This is a genomic window from Paraburkholderia sp. IW21, from assembly GCF_041321145.1.
In the GTDB taxonomy this organism is placed as follows: domain Bacteria; phylum Pseudomonadota; class Gammaproteobacteria; order Burkholderiales; family Burkholderiaceae; genus Paraburkholderia.
The window spans coordinates 261,583-280,606 of sequence record NZ_JBGGWA010000010.1 but is presented as its reverse complement, the minus strand read 5'-3'; the positions used below and the strand labels follow the sequence as shown (position 1 = coordinate 280,606).

Annotated in this window: 19 protein-coding genes; 7 read left to right on the top strand and 12 right to left on the bottom strand. The window is 62.4% G+C overall.

From position 1 onward, the window contains the following. Window positions 1-55 precede the first annotated feature (55 nt). Complete coding sequence (locus tag ACAX43_RS23735; RefSeq protein WP_370710845.1) at window positions 56-598, top strand: 5-formyltetrahydrofolate cyclo-ligase; 543 nt, start codon at window positions 56-58, stop codon at window positions 596-598. 69 nt (window positions 599-667) lie between these two features. Here the strand turns inward: ACAX43_RS23735 and ACAX43_RS23730 are convergent, their stop codons facing one another. Continuing rightward, a complete protein-coding gene (locus tag ACAX43_RS23730) occupies window positions 668-1,180 on the bottom strand; it encodes a winged helix DNA-binding protein (protein WP_370710899.1) in 513 nt (170 codons plus the stop codon). A gap of 206 nt (window positions 1,181-1,386) precedes the next feature. On the opposite strand from ACAX43_RS23730, the gene pxpB reads away from it, so the two are divergent. The 6 genes from pxpB (at window position 1,387) to ACAX43_RS23700 (ending at window position 7,866) form a co-directional block, all read left to right on the top strand. After that, window positions 1,387-2,040 (top strand): 5-oxoprolinase subunit PxpB, encoded by a 654-nt coding sequence (pxpB, locus tag ACAX43_RS23725; protein ID WP_370710844.1) that lies wholly within the window; start codon window positions 1,387-1,389, stop codon window positions 2,038-2,040. Next, a complete protein-coding gene (locus tag ACAX43_RS23720) occupies window positions 2,037-3,089 on the top strand; it encodes a biotin-dependent carboxyltransferase family protein (protein WP_370710843.1) in 1,053 nt (350 codons plus the stop codon). The genes pxpB and ACAX43_RS23720 overlap by 4 nt, the downstream gene beginning before the upstream one ends. A gap of 19 nt (window positions 3,090-3,108) precedes the next feature. Then, window positions 3,109-3,861 (top strand): 5-oxoprolinase subunit PxpA, encoded by a 753-nt coding sequence (pxpA, locus tag ACAX43_RS23715; RefSeq protein WP_370710842.1) that lies wholly within the window; start codon window positions 3,109-3,111, stop codon window positions 3,859-3,861. Window positions 3,862-4,172: 311 nt separating this feature from the next. After that, the gene (locus ACAX43_RS23710) at window positions 4,173-4,931 is read left to right on the top strand and encodes a DUF969 domain-containing protein (protein WP_370710841.1); all 759 of its coding nucleotides are present in this window, start codon (window positions 4,173-4,175) and stop codon (window positions 4,929-4,931) included. Next, a complete protein-coding gene (locus ACAX43_RS23705) occupies window positions 4,928-5,884 on the top strand; it encodes a DUF979 domain-containing protein (RefSeq protein ID WP_370710840.1) in 957 nt (318 codons plus the stop codon). Before ACAX43_RS23710 ends, ACAX43_RS23705 begins: the two co-directional genes overlap by 4 nt. 176 nt (window positions 5,885-6,060) lie before the next feature. Further along, complete coding sequence (locus ACAX43_RS23700) at window positions 6,061-7,866, top strand: tetratricopeptide repeat protein (RefSeq protein ID WP_370710839.1); 1,806 nt, start codon at window positions 6,061-6,063, stop codon at window positions 7,864-7,866. Window positions 7,867-7,952: 86 nt separating this feature from the next. Here the strand turns inward: ACAX43_RS23700 and ACAX43_RS23695 are convergent, their stop codons facing one another. From ACAX43_RS23695 to ACAX43_RS23645, 11 genes are all read right to left on the bottom strand, one after another. After that, window positions 7,953-8,210 carry a BrnA antitoxin family protein gene (locus tag ACAX43_RS23695; protein ID WP_370710838.1) on the bottom strand — a complete coding sequence of 86 codons (258 nt, stop codon included), beginning with the start codon at window positions 8,208-8,210 and terminating at the stop codon, window positions 7,953-7,955. Window positions 8,211-8,254: 44 nt separating this feature from the next. Beyond that, window positions 8,255-8,560: a BrnT family toxin gene (locus ACAX43_RS23690; protein ID WP_370710837.1), complete on the bottom strand. Its 306-nt coding sequence runs from the start codon at window positions 8,558-8,560 to the stop codon at window positions 8,255-8,257. A 170-nt stretch (window positions 8,561-8,730) separates the two neighbouring features. Further along, window positions 8,731-9,882, bottom strand: a complete 1,152-nt coding sequence (locus ACAX43_RS23685) for a TraB/GumN family protein (protein WP_370710836.1) — start codon at window positions 9,880-9,882, stop codon at window positions 8,731-8,733. Then, complete coding sequence (locus ACAX43_RS23680) at window positions 9,875-10,894, bottom strand: peptide ABC transporter ATP-binding protein (RefSeq protein ID WP_370710835.1); 1,020 nt, start codon at window positions 10,892-10,894, stop codon at window positions 9,875-9,877. Before ACAX43_RS23680 ends, ACAX43_RS23685 begins: the two co-directional genes overlap by 8 nt. Beyond that, the gene (locus tag ACAX43_RS23675) at window positions 10,891-11,883 is read right to left on the bottom strand and encodes an ABC transporter ATP-binding protein (protein ID WP_370710898.1); all 993 of its coding nucleotides are present in this window, start codon (window positions 11,881-11,883) and stop codon (window positions 10,891-10,893) included. The genes ACAX43_RS23680 and ACAX43_RS23675 overlap by 4 nt, the downstream gene beginning before the upstream one ends. Before the next feature lie 94 nt (window positions 11,884-11,977). Next, on the bottom strand, window positions 11,978-12,895 hold the full coding sequence (locus ACAX43_RS23670; RefSeq protein WP_370710834.1) for an ABC transporter permease subunit: 918 nt from the start codon (window positions 12,893-12,895) through the stop codon (window positions 11,978-11,980). Between the two features lie 91 nt (window positions 12,896-12,986). Further along, entirely contained in the window at window positions 12,987-13,997 is a 1,011-nt protein-coding gene (locus ACAX43_RS23665) for an ABC transporter permease subunit (protein ID WP_370710833.1), read from the bottom strand. Window positions 13,998-14,129: 132 nt separating this feature from the next. Continuing rightward, window positions 14,130-15,758 (bottom strand): ABC transporter substrate-binding protein, encoded by a 1,629-nt coding sequence (locus ACAX43_RS23660; protein WP_370710832.1) that lies wholly within the window; start codon window positions 15,756-15,758, stop codon window positions 14,130-14,132. A gap of 203 nt (window positions 15,759-15,961) precedes the next feature. After that, a complete protein-coding gene (locus ACAX43_RS23655) occupies window positions 15,962-17,608 on the bottom strand; it encodes an ABC transporter substrate-binding protein (protein WP_370710831.1) in 1,647 nt (548 codons plus the stop codon). 197 nt (window positions 17,609-17,805) lie between these two features. Then, window positions 17,806-18,636 (bottom strand): methylenetetrahydrofolate reductase [NAD(P)H], encoded by an 831-nt coding sequence (gene metF, locus ACAX43_RS23650; protein ID WP_370710830.1) that lies wholly within the window; start codon window positions 18,634-18,636, stop codon window positions 17,806-17,808. 11 nt (window positions 18,637-18,647) lie between these two features. Then, window positions 18,648-19,001: a phage holin family protein gene (locus ACAX43_RS23645; RefSeq protein WP_054040830.1), complete on the bottom strand. Its 354-nt coding sequence runs from the start codon at window positions 18,999-19,001 to the stop codon at window positions 18,648-18,650. Between the last annotated feature and the right edge of the window lie 23 nt (window positions 19,002-19,024).

The window sequence follows — 19,024 nt, the reverse complement described above, 5'->3', positions numbered from 1 at the left end:
GAACCCAAGCATAGCATGCAACCCCGTCACGGAATCGAAAAAGGCGCTGCGTCGAATGCTATTGGAAGCAAGGCTACATGCGGCTTCCGAGCCGGCGCACAATGCCGCGCTCAGCCGCCGCATACTCGATGCGCTGAAGCACCATGGTGTGGACAGCGTCGGATTCTATTGGCCACTGACAGGCGAATTCGACGCGCGTGCCGCGATCGCGATCTGGCTCGCGGCACGCGCGCAACGCGAGGCGAGTTTGCCGATCGTCAAGGACCGCGGCGTGCCGCTCGAATTTCATGCATGGACGCCCGATACGGCGATGAAGATCGGCCATCACAAGATCGCGGAGCCCACTTCCGGCCGCGTGGTGATTCCCGAATTGCTGTTCGTGCCGTGCGTCGGCTTCGATACCGACGGCTACCGGTTAGGCTACGGCGGCGGCTACTACGATCGCACGCTGGCCGCGTGGCCGGGGGAGAAGAAGCCGATCACGGTCGGCATCGCCTATGAAGCGTGCCGCACTGAAGCGCTGCAACGCGAAGCCCACGACATTCCGCTCGACCTGATCGTGACCGAGGCCGGCCTCTATCCGCAACCGGCGCAATAAGATCAAGCGTTCGGCCGAACCACGTGCGCCGCGTCCGCGGCTGCGGCCGAACGCAGCCGCGAAGACCGGCTATAAAGACGCCGCCGCGCGCGCGGCCGTGTCGTAGAGTCCGGAGGCGTTGCGCATCAACTGCGCCGCCTCGCCGATCTGCTCGTTGGTCAAGCCGCTTTCCTTCAGCGTCGAAATCAGGCAGCTCTCGCGCACCTCGCGATACTTAAGGCAAAGCTCCCGGCCCGCCTCGGTCGCGGAGAAGAATACTTCCTTGCCGGTCTTTTCGCTTTTTACATACCCTCTAGCTACGAGCTTCTTTAACGCGTAGGTGGCGACGTGGGTGTCTTCGATGTTCAGCACGAAGCAGATGTCCGCCAGCTTCTTGCGCCGTTCGCGATGGCTGACGTGGTGCAGCAGCGAGACTTCGATAGCCGTCATGTCCTTCTCGCCGGCTGCCGACATGCAGCGCACCATCCATCGGTTGAACGCATTGCCCGCCATGATGAGCGCGTACTCCAGCTCGGACAGCTCAGCACTTGTGTCAGACACGAGATGTTCCGAGGAGACAATCTTGGTGGGGTGGCGCGACATGGTGAAGATTCTCGAGAAGCGGGATGGGAAGGTGTCGGGAGTGTACGACGCGCGACTCATTTCCGGGAGCCTGGCGAAAACGCTTATTGAGAAATTGTTGATACTTTATTGATAATGTACGCTTCAGAATCGCGCACCCGATGTCGATAACTATCCATGAGGTCCGCTATGCTCGACATCTCCGACTCGACCTGGGCCAGTAAGTGATGAGCCAACCAAGAATCTTTCCGCTGGGCGACGCCGCGCTCGTCTGCGAAGCGCCGCCGCCTGCCACGCTCGAGTGCCAGCGGCGCGTGTGGGCCGCCGCCGAGGCCGCGCGCGACTGGCCGCATGTGCTGGAGGTCGTGCCGGGCATGAACAATCTGACACTCGTATTCGATCCGCTCGAAGCCGACCGCGAAGCCCTCGTGAGCCATTTGCAAGCGGCATGGAACGCGGTGAGCGATGCGCCCGCGCTGGGCCGTGAAGTCGTCGTCCCGGTTCAGTACGGTGGGGAGTTCGGCCCTGATCTGCAAACGGTCGCCAATCACACGGGCTTGAGCGTGCGCGAGGTTGTGCAACGTCACGCGGAGGGCGAATACGTGGTGTTTTTCCTCGGCTTCCAGCCGGGCTTCGCCTACATGGGCGGGCTCGATGCAGCGCTGCACACGCCGCGCCGTGCGTCGCCGCGGCTGGAAGTGCCGGCCGGTTCGGTCGGTATCGGCGGAGAGCAGACTGGCATTTATCCGGCTACCGCGCCTGGCGGCTGGCAGTTGATCGGCCGCACCGAATTACCGCTGTTCGATCCGACGCGGCGCCCGCCCACACTGCTGCAGCCGGGCGACCGGGTGCGCTTTACCGTCGCGGGGATACACGCATGATCGATGTAATTCGCGCGGGTCTGTTGACCACGATTCAGGATCTCGGCCGTCACGGCTACCGGCATCTCGGCGTCGCGATGGGTGGCGCGCTGGATCGTCTGTCGCTGGAAGTCGGCAACCGGCTGGTCGGCAACCGGCCCGACGCGGCCGGTCTGGAAATCACCTTCGGCCCGACCGTGCTGCGCTTTCTGCGCGCCACGCGCGTGGCCATCACCGGCACCGAATTCGGCGCGACGCTCGACGGCAAGCCGGTCTATTCATGGTGGAGCCTGCCGGTGCAAGCCGGCCAGGAACTGGTATTGAACGCGGCCAAGCGCGGCATGCGCGGCTATGTCTGCATCGCGGGCGGCATCGACGTTTTGCCGATGCTCGGCTCGCGCAGCACCGATCTCGCCGGGCATTTCGGCGGACTCGGCGGCCGGGCGCTGCGCGACGGCGACCGTCTGCCGGTCGGCGCGCCGCTGCAACGCGGCCACGTCGGCTTCACGCCCGAGGCGCCGGAATTCGGCGTGAAGGCGCCCGCCTGGTGCAAGTTCGTGCTGGTCCATGAGCCGTCGCGGCGCGGCCGGCATCCGTCCGGCGTGCCGTGGGCCGTGCCGATCCGCGTCCTGCGAGGTCCCGAATACGACAGCTTCACTGAGCAGGCGCACGAATCGTTCTGGGCCGACGAATGGCTGGTCACGCCGAACAGCAACCGCATGGGCTACCGCCTCGCCGGCACTGAGCTGAAGCGCACCCAGAAAGGCGATCTGCTATCGCACGCGGTGTTGCCAGGCACGATTCAGGTCCCGCCGAACGGCCAGCCGATTGTGCTGATGAGCGACGCGCAAACCACCGGCGGCTATCCGAAGATCGGCGCGGTGATCCAGGCGGATCTCTGGAAGCTCGCGCAGGTTCGGCTGAACGCCGCCGTCCGCTTCATCCCGACGACGCCCTATGAGGCACGCCAGGCTTTACTGGAAGAACGCACGTATTTGCGGCAGATCGACGCCGCGATCGCCATGCACGAAGAGCGCTGCGCGCGCCAGCCGGCAGTCGCAGCGCTGTAACACTAAGTAGAGGAACACCATGGAAATCGATTTGAATGCCGACCTCGGCGAAGGCTGCGGCTCCGACGAGGCGCTGCTCGACCTCGTCAGCTCGGCGAACATCGCGTGCGGCTGGCACGCGGGCGGCGCCAATGCGATGCGCGACTGCGTACGCTGGGCCGTGCAAAAAGGCGTGTCGATCGGCGCGCACCCGAGCTTCAACGATCCGGAGAATTTCGGCCGCAAGGAAATGGACCTGCCGGCCAACGACATTTACGCGGGCGTGCTGTATCAGCTCGGCGCACTGTCGGCGATTGCCCTGGCCGAAGGCGGGCGCATCGCGCACGTCAAGCCTCACGGCGCGCTGTACAACCAGGCCGCGCGCGACGCGAAGATCGCCGACGCGATCGTCTCGGCGGTCCATGATTTCGACCCGTCGGTCGCCGTGTTCGCGCTTGCCAACAGCGGACTCGTGACAGCCGCACGCGAAGCCGGCCTGACCGCCATCGAAGAAGTATTCGCCGACCGCGGCTATCGCGCCGACGGCTCGCTGGTACCGCGCAAGGAGCCGGGCGCGCTGCTCGACGACGAAGACGTCGTGCTGGAGCGCACGCTTGCGATGGTGCGCGAGCGCCGCGTGAAAGCCGTCGACGGACACTGGGTGCCGCTTAACGCACAAACCATCTGCCTGCACGGCGACGGACCGCATGCGCTGGCCTTCGCGCGGCGTATTCGCAGCGCGCTGCAGGACGCCGGCATTGAAGTTCACGCGGCCGGCGCCGCGAGCGTCTGATCCACGCGTCGGCCAACGCGAGCCCGACCCCGCTGTTCACCCCTTGCCAGCCCCGAGACGCCCCGCTCCATGCGGGGCGTTTGCCAGGTGCAGGACGCATTGCGGTAGCCGCGGTAACACAGCAAATCAGCAGCAAATGCAGATGCAGATGCAGATGCAGATGCAGATGCAGATGCAGATGCAGATGCAGATGTAGTCGAACCAACGCGGCCGTCAAGAGCCGTGGCAGCAAGACGGCGCATGGATCCCCTAGCGCCGGCTCACGTTAGCCGCCACAAGCGGCAAGGTTGAAACCCTGTTTGGAGATCCAGATGCAAACAACAGTCAGTCTATGGCCGCTCATCGGCGTGGCCGTCATCATCGTCGGCTTTTTATTGCGGTTCAATCCGATGTTGATCGTAGCGGTTGCCGCGATCATCACAGGCCTCGCCGCGCACTTTCCGCCTGAAAAGATCCTCGCTGAAATCGGCACCGGCTTCATCAAGACCCGCAACATCCCGCTGATCATTCTGCTGCCGCTGGCCGTGATCGGTCTGCTGGAACGGCATGGCCTGCGCGAGCGTGCGCAAGCATGGATCGGGGGCATCAAAGCCGCGACCGCCGGGCGCCTGCTGATCGTCTATCTGCTGATTCGCGAGCTGACCGCCGCTGTCGGCCTGACCGGTCTCGGCGGCCACCCGCAGATGGTGCGTCCGCTGATCGCGCCGATGGCCGAAGGCGCCACCGAAACACGCTTCGGCAAGATCAGCGACGCGGTGCGTTTCAAGCTCCGCGCGTTCTCCGCGGCAACCGACAACGTCGGCCTGTTTTTCGGCGAAGACATTTTCGTCGCGTTCGGCGCCATTGTGCTGATGACGACCTTCCTGAAAGAAGCCGGCATCGTCGTCGAGCCGATGCACGTGGCCGTCTGGGGCATTCCGACCGCGATCTCCGCGTTCATCATTCACGGCTTCCGCCTGCATCTGCTTGACCGCAGGCTCGAACGCGAACTGCGCGGAAATGCGGCATCGAATGCCGCTGCTGCTGCGCCGGTTTCGCCGACGCAGTCCGCCGCAGGAGACAAAGCATGACGCTCACGATTACCTATCTGTTCTGGCTGCTGGGCGTGATGCTGCTCGTCATCGGCGGCATGATCGTCACGGACAAGGAACACCCGCGCCGTTTCACCGCAGGCGGTTTCTGGATCCTCTACGCGCTGATCTTCCTGATCGGCGACAAGATCCCACCCTCCGTGGTCGGCGTGCTGGTGATCGTGATGGCGCTGATCGCGGGCTTTGGCGGCGTGACCGCGGCCAAGCCGAAACTGCTGTCGCTCGAAGCGCGCATGGCTAGCGCCGCGCGACTGGGCAACAAGCTGTTCGTACCTGCGCTGACGATTCCGGTCGTCACCGTGATCATTACGCTGGCGGCCAGCCACCTGATCTTCGGCGGCATGCCGTTGATCGAGAAGGCCAACGTCACGCTGATCGGCTTCGGCATAGGTTGCGTGATCGCGCTCGCGATTGCCTGCGTGCTGACGCGCGACACCGTCGGCCAGTCGATGAAGGAAGCCCGCCGCCTGGTCGACGCCCTGTCGTGGGCCGCGGTGCTGCCGCAGATGCTCGGGATGCTCGGTCTCGTGTTTTCGGACGCCGGCGTCGGCAAGGCGGTCGCTCACGTGACCACGGCCTACATCAGCCTCGACTACCGGTTTGTCGCGGTGGCTGTGTACTGCATCGGCATGGCGCTCTTCACGATCGTGATGGGCAACGGCTTCGCCGCATTCCCGGTGATGACGGGTGGCGTCGGCGTACCGATCCTGGTCGGCGTGTTTCACGGCAATCCGGCCGTGATGGTTGCGATCGGCATGTTCTCGGGCTACTGCGGCACGCTGATGACGCCGATGGCCGCGAACTTCAACATGGTGCCGGCCGCGCTGCTGGAACTGCCGGATAAGAACGCGGTGATCAAGGTGCAGGTGCCGACCGCGTTGACCTTGCTGGTTGTGAACATCCTCCTGTTGAATTTCCTGATGTTTCTGTAGGACTTTCAGCCAGACCGCGCGGCGGTGACGGGGATAAGACCGCGGCAAACGGACGCCGCCGAATTAGGAGGCGTCCGATCGTCATGAAAGGGGCCGGAACATAAGCTGGCGGATGGTCTCCCATCCACATGCAACGGCGCGCGCAACGCGCGCCGGTGCTCTCCAGCAGGTCCTTCATGGAACATCAATCCCACCCCGACACTGCGCGCGCCGATGCGCCGCCCTCCGCTTACCTCACCTCGCTGATCGACGCCGCGCTCGAAGCGCACCAGGCCGGTCGCCTCGATGCCGCCGAACCCTTCTATCGCGAAGCCCTCGCGCTCGATCCAGCATATGCAAAAGCGCTGCACTACTTCGGCGTGCTGCAACATCAGCGCGGCGATCATGGCTTCGCCGCTGAGTTGATGAGCGAAGCACTCAAACTGGATCGCACCGACGCCGCATGCTGGAGCAACCGCGGCCTCGTGGCCGCCGCGCTCGGCCATCTCGACGAAGCGATGCTTTGCTATGACCAGGCGTTGCAGTTGCAGCCGGATTTCGCCGACGCACGCAATAACTTCGGCGTCGCGTTACAAGCGCAAGGCTCGCTTGACATAGCGATCGAGCAGTATCGGCTCGCACTGAGGGCGAATCCGTCGCTGGTCGACGCGCATCTGAACCTCGGCACGGCACTGGGCAAGCTTGGCCGCTACGACGAAGCGCTGGCGAGCTATCAAGACGCGCTGTCGCTCGATCCGCAATCGGCTGAAACGCACTTCAACGCCGGTAATGCGCACCACGCGCAAGGCGATCATGCCGCAGCCATCGCCAGTTTCGAACGGGCACTGGCACTGCGTGGCGACTATGCCGAGGCGCGCATCAACCTGGGCAGCCTGATCGGCAAACTCGGTGACTACGCCGGCGCCGAATCGCACTATCGACGCGCGGTCGCACTGAAGCCGAATCCCACGAATCTGGTTTGCCTCGGCGGATCGCTCGGCGCGCAAGGCCGTCTGGATGAAGAGGAAGTCTTTTACCGCCACGCGCTGGCGCTCGATCCGAATTATGCGGATGCGCATCAGAATCTCGCATGGCTGTTGCTCAAGCGCGGCGATTACAAGCAGGGTTGGGCGGAGTTCGCGAAGCGCTGGCGCAAGAGCGACTACGAGGCGCTCGCCGTGCCGGGCGTTGCCGAGTGGCATGGCGAGCCGCTCGACGGGCGCCGTCTGTTGCTGGTCGGCGAACAGGGTTTTGGCGACCACTTCCAGTTTCTGCGCTATGCGCGCTTGCTCGAGCAACTCGGCGCCACGGTCGATATCCGCGTGCGCGAGCCGCTGCTGCCGCTGGTTGAGCGCATCCCTGGCGTGCATCGCGCGTTCAGCGGCAAACCTGACGGCCAGTACGATTTCTGGGTGCCCATGATGAGCGTGCCGTCTTGCGTCGGCACCGAACTGTCGACCATTCCCGCGGATGTGCCGTATATGTTTGCCGAGAAGGCGAAGATCAAAGCATGGCGCAAGCGAGTGGACGCAGCCGGCAAATCGAAACGCAAAGCAGGTCTGGTGTGGTCCGGCAGCCCGACGTTCGGCAACGACCGCTACCGGTCGATGGCGCTGGCCGATCTGAGTGCGCTAAGCGAGCTGGAGAACGTGGCGTGGTACCCGCTGCAAAAGGGCGCCGCGCACGCGCAGTTGGCCGATGCGCCTGAAGCCTTCCGCGTCCACGATTTCACCGCCGATCTGAATAGCTTCGACGATACCGCCGCGCTCATCATGAATCTCGATCTGGTAATTGCCGTGGACACGGGCGTCGCGCATCTGGCGGCTGCGCTGGGCAAGCCGGTGTGGGTGCTGCTGCCCGCCAACTCAGACTGGCGCTGGCTAGAAGAACGCAGCGATTCGCCGTGGTATCCGACGATGAAACTGTTCCGGCAGACGACCTTGGGAGATTGGGCGCCGGTGGCAACGCGCGTGTCGGAAGAACTCCGCGGGGGCAGTCTATAAAGGCTACGCTGCGCCGAGGCACCGTGTTTCCGCGCAGCGTCTTCTCAACCCATTGAGCCATACACGGAGTACCGCGCCGCCGCGCTTTAAGGACGTCGACGCTGATGCGCCAGCATATAAGCACGCAACAATTTGTTGATGCGCGTCTGATATCCCTGCCCCTGCTCCTTGAACCAGCTCAGCACATCGGCATCCAGGCGCATCGTCACCGCCTGTTTCGGCGGAACATGCAGTTCGGCGCGGTCAAAAAAATCGTCGCCCAATTCGGGCAAGTCGCTTGTGTCGATTTGCGCGTCGCCCGCCTTTGCAAGACGCTTCCAGTCGGTTCCTGATGGTTTGCTCATAATTTCACCCGTGCTCGTTTTCTGCCAATCGCCGATGTTTCACGTCAATTCCAGACGCTGTGCTTGTAGCGTCTGACCTCATGTTTCGTCGCTTTGCGGGCCGAAACGACGCGGATCACATCCACATTGCGTTCGACGTACACCACCACGCCGACGATGGCCGCCATCCAGCCTAGCGCGATCCAGCGGTCCTCGCCGTAGTCTTCCCGTTCGTCTATCGCCGTCAATACCGGATGATTGAACACGTCGATGGCGTCTCTGAAATCGATGCCATGCTTACGGATGTTGATTTGATTCTTGGTTTCGTCCCACTCAAAGCGCACACGCCACCTGTATTGACGTTTGTACATACATCATAGCATGCACGGGCATGCTATGGCCGCGTGCGCCGCGAGCATTTTGCGGCGCACGTCAGCATCGGACTAGCCGCCCAAATACCGGTTCCTATTCTGGCCGGATGGCCTATCCTGGCCAGGACTGGCAACCCATGCACGCGTCTCGCATAAGAGCCGAACACACCTCACCCCGCCTCCACCACAAACCCGTGCTGCCGCAAAAGCTGCAGCACGCCCTTGCGGCCACCCAGATGCAATGAGCCAATCGCCACGAACACCGGCTTGTTCGGCGCGGCGATCAGCAGCATTCGCGAAACGAAGCGCCGATTGCGCTCGTACACGATCTTGTTGTCGATCGAATCGGAGATGCGCTTGTCGCGTGCCAGCTTTTCGGATTTCGCGGCCTGCCAGGCCGCAATCGCATCGGCGTCGCCCACTCGCCAGAGCCGATGCAACGTCTTCACATCGTCGACGTTTTCCGCAGGCGTCTGCACCAGGTCCTGCGCGAGCATTTCGCGCTGCTGCGCCAGCGTGAGACCGGTGAACGCGTGCATTTGCTGCGACAGGGTCTCCAGACCGACAATCTTGCCGCGTGTCCTGATATACACGTTCTGCAGTTGTGCTTCCGTGCCGTACTCGGTCTGCAGCCCGGCGCTCAACGAAGCATAGGTCTCGACCACTAACGAAGCGAGCCACGGCCGCATCGTCTTGATTTCATCCAACGCTGCGGGATTGCCACGCAAACGAAACGCAAGCCGGCGCCACAGTGGATCGGGCAGGAGGCCCGGCAGACAGTCGCGGCGGCATATGCCGTACTTCGACACGTCGTCTTGCGAGACCAGCAGTTCGTCGGGTGAGAGTTCTAGCGCCAGCGTCGGCGAGGCGGCCAGTGCGCCGAGGATCGGCGCGCGGAACGGCTGCCTGGGCGGATAGTCGGCGGGATCGCCGACGTGCAACGTGCCGAGCACGTAAATCGTGGTGGTGCCACGCGTTGCAACATAGAACGGCATGCGTGCCGGCTGCAGGCGCACCGGCCCGCTCGCGGTGGTGCCCGGCGTGGCGGGCGGCGGAGTGAAACCCGGCAAGGTGGCGCGTGGCGACGCCGGCAGATTGGGCACTGGCAATGCCGGGCGCCCCGCCTGAGAAGGCGTATTGGCGGCCGCTCCCGCCGCATGCGCGACGCCGATCAGTCCCGCGGTCGGATGAAAAGCAGAACAAACGCCGAGGAGCGCGGCACCGGTCAGTGCTCGCGCTCCCCAGCGCCGCGCGAAAGCAGCGTGGCGGCCACCCTCACGCGAGCGGCGCGTAAGACGACGCGCCGCCACCCCATCAGGCATCCACGTCCCCCACCTCCTCAGCGCGGTGACACGAAACCTGACGGCCATCCACTTCGCGCAGCTTCGGTTCTTCGCTACGGCACCGGTCGATCGCGTACGGGCAGCGCTGATGGAAAGTGCAGCCCGAAGGCGGATTCAGCGGCGACGGCATCTCGCCTTGCAGCTTGATCTTGATGCTGCGATCCGCTTCGAAGATAGAGGGCGTTGCCGACATCAGCGCACGCGTATACGGATGCCGCGGATTCGAGAAAATCCGCTTCTTGTCGCCGAGCTCCGCCACGCCGCCGAAGTACATCACCATCACATCGTCGGCGATATGCTCCACCACCGAGAGGTTGTGCGAGATGAACACGTAGCTGGTCTTGAACTGTTCCTGCAGATCCATGAACAGATTGAGAATCTGCGCCTGGATCGACACGTCGAGCGCGGACACCGGTTCATCGGCGACCACGATCTGCGGATCGAGGATCATCGCGCGCGCAATGGCCACACGCTGCCGCTGACCGCCCGAGAACATATGCGGATAGCGTTTTGCATGCTCCGGGCGCAGGCCGACGGTGCGCATCATCTGCGCGATCCGTGCGGTACGTTCGGAGACGTTTAGTTGCGTGTTGATCGCGAGCGGCTCGCCGAGCGTCTGCTCGACCGTCTTGCGCGGATTCAGCGAGGCAAACGGATTCTGGAACACCATTTGCACGCGCCGCCGCAACGCCGCGATCCTCGCGTGATCGGCGCCGGCCACGTCTTCGCCGTCAATCAGCAAGCGGCCCGCAGTGGGCGCTTCGATCATTGTCAACTGACGCGCGAGGGTGGATTTACCGCAGCCGGATTCGCCGACCACCGCCAGCGTCTTGCCACGCTCCAGCGCGAACGAGACACCGTTGAGCGCCTTCACCGTGCCGTGGCTGAACATGCCGCGCTTGACCGTGTAGTAACGCGCGAGCTTGTCGGCAACCAGCACATGATCGCCCGCATGGGCCGACTGGCGCCGCGGTTCGAGTACTGCGTTCATCGTGCGCCTCCATGTGTGTGAACGTTGGCGTCGCCGCTCAGGTTCAGGGGTTTGATGCAGCGCACGCGCGCTACTTCAGCGTGACCTTGCATCGGCGCCAGCGCGGGCCGCGCCTTGGTGCAGTCGTCGACCACGTACTTGCAGCGCGGTGCGAAGAGACACCCTTTGGGCCGGTCGTCACGCCCCGGCACCATACCCGGCAACGCAGCCAGCCGCACCGCGCCGACGTTGTGCTCGGGAATCGCCGCCAGCAGCGCTTCCGTGTACGGATGATGGGGCGCGGCGAAGATATCCGGCACGCGGTTCGTTTCGATCACTTCGCCAGCGTACATGACCGCGACGCGCTGCGCGACTTCGGACACCACCGCCAGATCGTGCGAGATCAGCACCAGCGCCATGCCGCGTTCCTTCTGCAGCTTGATCAGCAGTTCCATGATCTGCGCCTGGATCGTGACGTCGAGCGCGGTGGTCGGTTCGTCTGCGATCAACAGCTTCGGGTTGCAGGCAATCGCCATCGCGATCATCACGCGCTGGTTCATACCGCCCGACATCTGATGCGGGAACGACGTGATTCGGCTCTTCGCGTCCGGAATGCCGACCTGATCGAGCAGCTCCAAAGCGCGTTTGTCCAGGGCGCTACCGCGCAAGCCTTCATGCAGCTTCAGCACTTCCTTGATCTGATAGCCGACCGTGTAGCTCGGATTCAGACTGGTGAGCGCGTCCTGGAACACCATCGCGATCTCTTTGCCGATGATCTTGCGCCGTTCTCTTGCCGGTGCCTTCAGCAGGTCCTTACCGTTGAAGGTGATTTCATCCGCAGTGACCTTGCCAGGCGCGTCGATCAGGCCCATCAGCGCCATCATCGTCACGCTCTTGCCCGAGCCGGACTCGCCGACAACGCCGACCACTTCGCCCGGCGCGACGTCGAGGTTAATCCGGTCGACAGCGGGCAGTCCATTGAAGTCCACCGCGAGATTGCGGATGGTCAATAAGTTGCCGTCAGTACGCGCACGGCCGCCCGAAGCGGGCTGGCCCGCCGCCTCGGGAGGCAGCGATTGGAATGAACGTGGGGATTGTTCCATGTCAGGCCATCCGTTTCAGTTTGGGATCGAGTGCGTCGCGCAGCCCGTCGCCGAGCAGATTGATCGCGAGCACCGAGACCAGGATGGAGAGACCCGGCATCGTGACGATCCACCAGGCGCTATCGATATAGTCGCGCGCCGAGGCCAGCATCGCGCCCCACTCCGCCGACGGCGGTTGCACGCCGAGACCGAGAAAGCCGAGCGCTGCGGCATCGAGAATCGCCGACGAAAAGCCCAAGGTTGCCTGCACGATCAGCGGTGCGGTGCAGTTCGGCAGCACTTGCGAAAACATCAGCCGCATGGTGCTGGCACCTGCAACGCGCGAAGCCGTCACATACTCCTTCTGCAACTCGCCTTGTGCCGACGCACGCGTCAAACGCACATAGCCTGGCAACGCGACGATCGCAATCGCCAGCATCGTGTTGACGAGACCCGGACCGATGATCGCGACCACCGCGACTGCCAGCAGCAGCGACGGCAACGCGAGCAGCACGTCCATGATGCGCATGATCGGCGTATCGGCCCACTTCTCGAAGAACGCCGCGATCAGACCGAGCACGATGCCCGGAATCAGCGCGAGCACCACCGAGACGAAGCCGATCCAGAACGACAGCCGCGCGCCATACATCAGACGCGAGAGGATGTCGCGGCCCGCTTCGTCGGTGCCGAGAAGGAATTTCCAGTTGCCGCCGTCAAGCCATGCGGGTGGAATCTTCACCGAATCGCGGTACTGCTCGATCGGGCTGTGCGGCGCGATCAACGGCGCGAAGATCGCAATGAAGACCAACACCAGCACGATGATGCCGGCGCCGACCGCGCCGCGGTTACGCGAGAAGTTCGCCCAGAATTCGCGGGCGGCGATGGCGCGGCCGCTTGGCGGCGTCACTGCTGTGGGGACGGTATTTTGAATGTCTGCCATGATCGTTTATGCCTCCCGCCGAGCCGCCTCAAGGGAGGCATGCGCCCCCTCGGGGAGCACCGAACGCAAGTGAGCGTAGGGGTTCATATTTTCACCTCGTATGGCGAATGCGCGGATTCAGCACGCCGTACAACAGATCGACGACGAGGTTCACGACGATCACCAGCGTGGCGATCATCAGGATGCCGCCCTGCACCACGGGATAGTCGCGCCGCCCGATCGCGTCGATCAGCCATTTGCCGATACCCGGCCACGAAAACAGCGTCTCGGTCAGCACAGCGCCGGCCAGCAGCGTGCCAACCTGCAAACCGATTACGGTCACGACCGGAATCAGCGCGTTACGCAACGCATGCACGACGATCACGCGCCCGGGCGACAAGCCTTTCGCGCGCGCAGTTCGAATGTAATCCTCGCGCAGCACTTCGAGCATCGACGAGCGCGTCATCCGCGCGACCACTGCCAGCGGAATCGTGCCGAGCACAATGGCCGGCAGAATCAGATGGCTCAGTGCGGACTTGAACGCGCCTTCGTCGGTGGACATCATCGCGTCGATCAGCATGAAGCCGGTCACGTGCGGAATGTCGTACTCGACCGCGATGCGGCCCGACACCGGGGTCCAGCCGAGCTTCACGGAAAACACCATGATGAGGATCAAGCCCCACCAGAAGATCGGCATCGAGTAGCCGGTCAGGGCCGTGCCCATCACGCCGTGATCGACCACCGTGCCGCGCCTGAGCGCCGCGAAAACACCCGCCGGCAAGCCGACGATCAGCGCAAACATCATCGCGCAGAGCGACAGTTCGATGGTGGCGGGAAAGCGCGCGAGGAATTCGCCCATCACGCTGGTATTGGTGATGATCGAGGTGCCGAGGTTGCCGTGCATGGCGCGCCCGACATAGTGGACGTACTGCATCGGCAATGGCTCGTCGAGCCCGAGGCGGTGCAATGCGGCGGCATGCATCGCCGGATCGACGCCGCGCTCGCCCATCATCACTTCGATGGGGTCGCCCGGGATCAGGTGAATCAGCGCAAACGCGAGGATCGTGATGCCGATGAAAGTCGGTATCACCATGCCGATGCGGCGCAAAACGAAGCGGAACATGGTTCGTCCCTATGATCTTGATGAAGAAAAAACGCAACCGGCGACAAGGGCTTGTGACCCCGGTCGCCGGACCATTTCGACCAGTTTTCTAACCGTGCGAAAAGCTACTGCGTAAGCTTGACTGTAGTACTTTTACTTGACGCTGACGCCGTCGAAGCGCGCATAACCGAGCGGCTCGATACGCATGTCGACCACCTTCTTGCTGACAGGCTGATACACGGTCGAGTGGGCGATCGGCGAGAACGGCAGTTGCTGCGCGAAGATCTGCTGCGCCTGCATGTAATCCGTCGTGCGCGCGCCTTGATCGGACGTCTCGCGACCCTTCTGGATCAGGTCGTTGAACGGCTTGTAGCACCACTTCGAGAAGTTGTTGCCGTTCACCGCGTCGCAGCCGAGCAGCGTGCCGAGCCAGTTGTCCGGATCGCCGTTGTCGCCGGTCCAGCCGATCAGCATCGTGTCGTCCTCACCTGCGTGCGCGCGCTTGATGTACTCGCCCCATTCATACGTGACGATCTTCGCCTTCACGCCGATCTTGGCCCAGTCGGCCTGGATCATTTCCGCCATCAGACGGGCGTTCGGGTTGTACGCGCGTTGCACCGGCATCGCCCACAGCGTGATGTCGAAGCCGTTCGGATAACCGGCCTTGGCCAGCAGAGCCTTGGCTTTCTCCGTATCGTAGGGCGCGCTCTTCAGGTTTTTGTCATACGACCATTGGGTCGGCGGCATCGGGTTCGTCGCGGCCTGGCCTGCGCCCTGGTACACCGACTCGACAATCGCCTTCTTGTTGATCGCCATGTCGAGCGCCTCACGCACTTCGACCTTATCGACCGGCTTGTGCGTGACGTTGTACGCGAGGTAGCCGAGGTTGAAGCCCGGCTGCGACGGCATCGCGATGTTCGCTTCGGCCTTCAGCGGTGCGATGTCGGCCGGACGCGGATAGCTCATCACCTGGCATTCGTCGCGCTTGATCTTCTGCACGCGCACACCGGCGTCCGGCGTGATCGAGAAAATCAGCTTCGAGATCTTCACCGCGTTCGGCTTCCAGTAATCCGGATTGCCGTCGAAACGGATCGTGGCGTCCTTCGTATAGCTGCGGAAGATGAACGGGCCCGTGCCGACCGGGTACTGGTTGATGTCGGCAGCCTTGCCGGCCTTCATCAACTTGTCCGCGTATTCACTCGACAGGATCGACGCGTATTCCATCGCCAGATTCTGGATGAACGGCGCGTTGACTTCCTTCAGCGTGAACTTGACCGTGTACGGGTCGACCTTCTCGACGCTGGTGATCAGCTTGTCGAGGCCCATGTCCGTGAAGTACGGGAATTGGACCGGATACGCCTTACGGAACGGCTGGTTCGTGTCCAGCATGCGCTGGAACGTGAACACGACGTCGTCCGCGTTGAATTCGCGCGTCGGCTTGAAGTACGCCGTGGTCTGGAACTTCACGCCGTGGCGCAGATGGAACGTATAGGTCTTGCCATCCGGCGAGACTTCCCACTTTTCCGCCAGGCCCGGCTCGACTTTCGTGCCGCCGCGTTCGAACTCGACGAGGCGGTTATAAACGGTGAACGTGTTGGCCGTGAAGTCGACGCCAGTGGTGTACTGAGCCGGATCGAAACCCGCGGGACTGCCTTCTGAGCAGTAAACGAGTGTTTTGTTCGGAATCTCGGCATGCGCGCTTGTGGCGCCCAGCATCGATGCCGCTGCAGCTGCGACGAGCGTGGTAACACGCGCGGCGCGCAACAGGTTGTTTTGCTTCATGTTTCCTCCTGGTTCAGGGCCGGCTTAAGCCAGCGTAGCGCGATATTACTTGAGCTTGGCGCGCAGCAACAAGCGGAGGAAATTCCCACTGTTGACGATCGGAAACTATTGAGGCATAAGGGGCAGCCGCACGCGGGTGCTGACCGGCGCGTGCGGCTTTGGAGGGCGGGCTCGAAAAACAGCCCGCCAATAGTTGCCAGTGGCTATTTCAGGCCGACATTCATGAATTGGGTCGGACCGAACGGGTCGATCTTGAAGCCGGTAACGTCTTTGCTGATCGGTTGATAAACGGTGGAGTGAGCGATCGGGGTAAACGGGACTTGCTGTTTGAAGATTTCCTGGGCTTCCGTATACGCCTTGGTGCGCTCGGCAACATCCGTCGTGCCACGGCCTTTTTTGATCAGGTCGTCGTATGGCTTGTAGCACCATTTGGAAAAGTTGCTGCCGTTTACCGCATCGCAGCCGAGCAAGACGCCTAACCAGTTATCCGGATCGCCATAATCCCCGGTCCAGCCAATCAACATTGCTTCGTGTTCGCCTGCATGGCCGCGGCGAATATATTCGCCCCATTCGTAGGTCGTGATCTTCACCTTGACGCCGATCTTCGCCCAGTCCGATTGCAGCATTTCCGCCATCAGGCGGGCATTCGGATTGTAAGGACGCTGCACGGGCATTGCCCACAACGTCAGCTCGAAGCCGTCCGGATAACCGGCCTGCTTGAGCAATGCTTTAGCTTTGTCGACGTCGTATGGCGCGTCCTTCAGATTTTTGTCATAGCCCCATTGCGTCGGTGGCATTGGGTTTGTCGCGGCCTGGCCGGCACCTTGATACACCGATTCGATAATCGCCTTCTTATTGATCGACATATCCAGCGCCCGGCGCACCAGCACATTGTCGAGCGGCTTTTTGGTCGTGTTGTATGCGATAAAGCCGAGATTGAAGCCGACCTGATTCGGCATCGCGAGCGACGCATCGGCTTTGACTTGCGGAATATCGGCCGGACGCGGATAAGCCATTATCTGGCATTCGCCGCGCTTCAGTTTTTGCAGGCGCACCGCCGGATCGACGGTAATCGAAAATATCAGTTTGCTTACTTTAACCACACCCGGCTTCCAGTAATCCGGATTGCCGTCGAAGCGAATCGTGTCGTCTTTCGTATAGCTGCGGAAAATGAACGGACCGGTGCCGACCGGATATTGATTGATATCCGACGCCTTGCCGGCTTTCAATAATTGATCCGTGTATTCAGCCGACAAGATCGAGGCGAACGGCATCGCAATCTGCTGCAGGAACGGCGCGTCGACTTCCTTCAGCGTGAAGCGCACCGTATACGGATCCAGTTTCTCGACCTTCGCAATGTTCTTCGCCAGACCCAGATCGGTGAAATAGGGGAATGGCACCGAGTATGCCTTGCGGAACGGCTGATCCGGATCGAGCATCCGCTGATAGGTGAAAACGACGTCGTCGGCGTTGAGTTCGCGGGTCGGCTTGAAGAACGAGGTGGTCTGGAACTTCACGCCGTGCCGCAGATGGAAGGTGTACTGCAAACCGTCTGGCGACACATCCCACTTCTCGGCGAGGCCCGGCTCGATATCGGTGCTGCCCTGGGCGAACTCCACAAGCCGGTTATAGACCGTGTACGAGGCAGCGGTGAATTCGACGCTGGTCGTGTACTGCGCGCTGTCGAAGCCCGCCGGACTACCTTCGGAGCAGAACACGAGGGTTTTGTCGGGCAGCGAAGCCGCCTGAACCGCAGTGGCGGGCGAAAAGGTCGCCCCGAGGACCGCGCAGGCGCTTAAAGCAGGAAGGCAGGCATGGCGAACAGCAACCAGCAACTTTGATACCGTCATCACGTTCTCCGCACAGCAGCCACGTCAGCTGCGCTTGGATCATAGACAGCACAAAAATCGGGTTCAATCAGGGCTTACGCGCTGCGAAGCCGGGTCGGACGGGCATGCATGTTGCGGCGCAGCAGCGTTTCGCCTTGGCGTAAAAAAACCGCACGGCTCGCTGAACCGCGCGGTTTCCATGCGAAAGTCTGAACGCCTTAAACGCCCAGCCGTTCGCAGATCGCCTTGGTCGCCGCGGCGCCATTCAGCGTGTAGAAGTGCAGGCCCGGCACTTTGGCGTCAATGAGACGCCCGCACAGGTCGGTCACCACATCCAGCCCGAACGCGCGAATCGACTCGCGGTCGTCACCGAAGCTTTCCAGGCGCCGCGCGACCCAGCGCGGCACTTCCGCGCCGCACATCTCCGAGAAGCGCATCAATTGCGAGAAGTTCGTGATCGGCATGATGCCCGGCACGATCGGCACATCGACGCCGAGCTTCCTCGCATCGTCGACGAAACGGAAATACGCGTCCGCGTTGAAGAAATACTGCGTGATCGCGGAATTGGCGCCGGCCCTCACTTTGTGAGCGAAGTTTTCCAGATCGTGACGCGGCGAGCGCGACTGCGGGTGGTACTCCGGATAGCCGGCCACCTCGATCCAGAACCAGTCGCCGAACTCGGCGCGGATAAAGCTCACCAGCTCGGACGCGTAGCGCAGCTCGCCGACTTCGCCCATGCCGGACGGCAGATCGCCGCGCAGCGCGACGATATGACGGATGCCATGCGCGCGGTACTCATTGAGGATCCCGCGCAGGCTCTCTTTCGAAGAGCCGATGCACGACACGTGCGGTGCCGCTTCGAGCCCTTCCTTCGCCATATCGACGACGGTATCGAGCGTGCCCTGTTGCGTCGAGCCGCCGGCGCCGAACGTGACGGACACGAACTTGGGCTTGAGCGAAGCGAGCTGCGCGCGGGTGGCGCGCAGTTTGTCGACGCCTTCCTGCGTTTTCGGCGGGAAGAATTCGAATGAAAGTTCGATCGGGTTCATGATTCAGTGGGTCAACCGAGACTGCGGTTGCCGAAAATTAGCGCGGACAGCAGCCACGAAACAATGCTGTACAGAATCGAGCCGAAGAACGCCGACCAGAAACCCGACACTTCGAAACCCTTAAGGAGCGACGCGCACAGCCAGAAGCACAGCGCATTGACCACCAGAATGAAGAGTCCGAGCGTGACGATCGTGACGGGCAGCGTCAACAGGATCAGCACCGGTCGCAAGATCGTATTGATCAATCCGAGCACCACCGCGACGATCAATGCGGTGCCGAAACTGCGGATATGAATCGACGGGACGAGGTAGGTGATGATCAGGAGCGCAAGCGCATTGATCAGCCAGGTCAGCAGCACGGTCATGTAGAGCTCCTTTCAGGCAGGAT

What these genes read in the sequence shown, in the direction of transcription:
- ACAX43_RS23655 (WP_370710831.1), bottom strand. Translation starts at nt 17,608, where the DNA reads ATGACGGTATCAAAGTTGCTGGTTGCTGTTCGCCATGCCTGCCTTCCT.
- ACAX43_RS23680 (WP_370710835.1), bottom strand. Translation starts at nt 10,894, where the DNA reads ATGAACGCAGTACTCGAACCGCGGCGCCAGTCGGCCCATGCGGGCGAT.
- ACAX43_RS23690 (WP_370710837.1), bottom strand. Translation starts at nt 8,560, where the DNA reads ATGTACAAACGTCAATACAGGTGGCGTGTGCGCTTTGAGTGGGACGAA.
- pxpA (WP_370710842.1), top strand. Translation starts at nt 3,109, where the DNA reads ATGGAAATCGATTTGAATGCCGACCTCGGCGAAGGCTGCGGCTCCGAC.
- pxpB (WP_370710844.1), top strand. Translation starts at nt 1,387, where the DNA reads ATGAGCCAACCAAGAATCTTTCCGCTGGGCGACGCCGCGCTCGTCTGC.
- ACAX43_RS23670 (WP_370710834.1), bottom strand. Translation starts at nt 12,895, where the DNA reads ATGGCAGACATTCAAAATACCGTCCCCACAGCAGTGACGCCGCCAAGC.
- metF (WP_370710830.1), bottom strand. Translation starts at nt 18,636, where the DNA reads ATGAACCCGATCGAACTTTCATTCGAATTCTTCCCGCCGAAAACGCAG.
- ACAX43_RS23705 (WP_370710840.1), top strand. Translation starts at nt 4,928, where the DNA reads ATGACGCTCACGATTACCTATCTGTTCTGGCTGCTGGGCGTGATGCTG.
- ACAX43_RS23645 (WP_054040830.1), bottom strand. Translation starts at nt 19,001, where the DNA reads ATGACCGTGCTGCTGACCTGGCTGATCAATGCGCTTGCGCTCCTGATC.
- ACAX43_RS23730 (WP_370710899.1), bottom strand. Translation starts at nt 1,180, where the DNA reads ATGTCGCGCCACCCCACCAAGATTGTCTCCTCGGAACATCTCGTGTCT.
- ACAX43_RS23665 (WP_370710833.1), bottom strand. Translation starts at nt 13,997, where the DNA reads ATGTTCCGCTTCGTTTTGCGCCGCATCGGCATGGTGATACCGACTTTC.
- ACAX43_RS23685 (WP_370710836.1), bottom strand. Translation starts at nt 9,882, where the DNA reads ATGCCTGATGGGGTGGCGGCGCGTCGTCTTACGCGCCGCTCGCGTGAG.
- ACAX43_RS23700 (WP_370710839.1), top strand. Translation starts at nt 6,061, where the DNA reads ATGGAACATCAATCCCACCCCGACACTGCGCGCGCCGATGCGCCGCCC.
- ACAX43_RS23660 (WP_370710832.1), bottom strand. Translation starts at nt 15,758, where the DNA reads ATGAAGCAAAACAACCTGTTGCGCGCCGCGCGTGTTACCACGCTCGTC.
- ACAX43_RS23735 (WP_370710845.1), top strand. Translation starts at nt 56, where the DNA reads ATGCTATTGGAAGCAAGGCTACATGCGGCTTCCGAGCCGGCGCACAAT.
- ACAX43_RS23710 (WP_370710841.1), top strand. Translation starts at nt 4,173, where the DNA reads ATGCAAACAACAGTCAGTCTATGGCCGCTCATCGGCGTGGCCGTCATC.
- ACAX43_RS23720 (WP_370710843.1), top strand. Translation starts at nt 2,037, where the DNA reads ATGATCGATGTAATTCGCGCGGGTCTGTTGACCACGATTCAGGATCTC.
- ACAX43_RS23695 (WP_370710838.1), bottom strand. Translation starts at nt 8,210, where the DNA reads ATGAGCAAACCATCAGGAACCGACTGGAAGCGTCTTGCAAAGGCGGGC.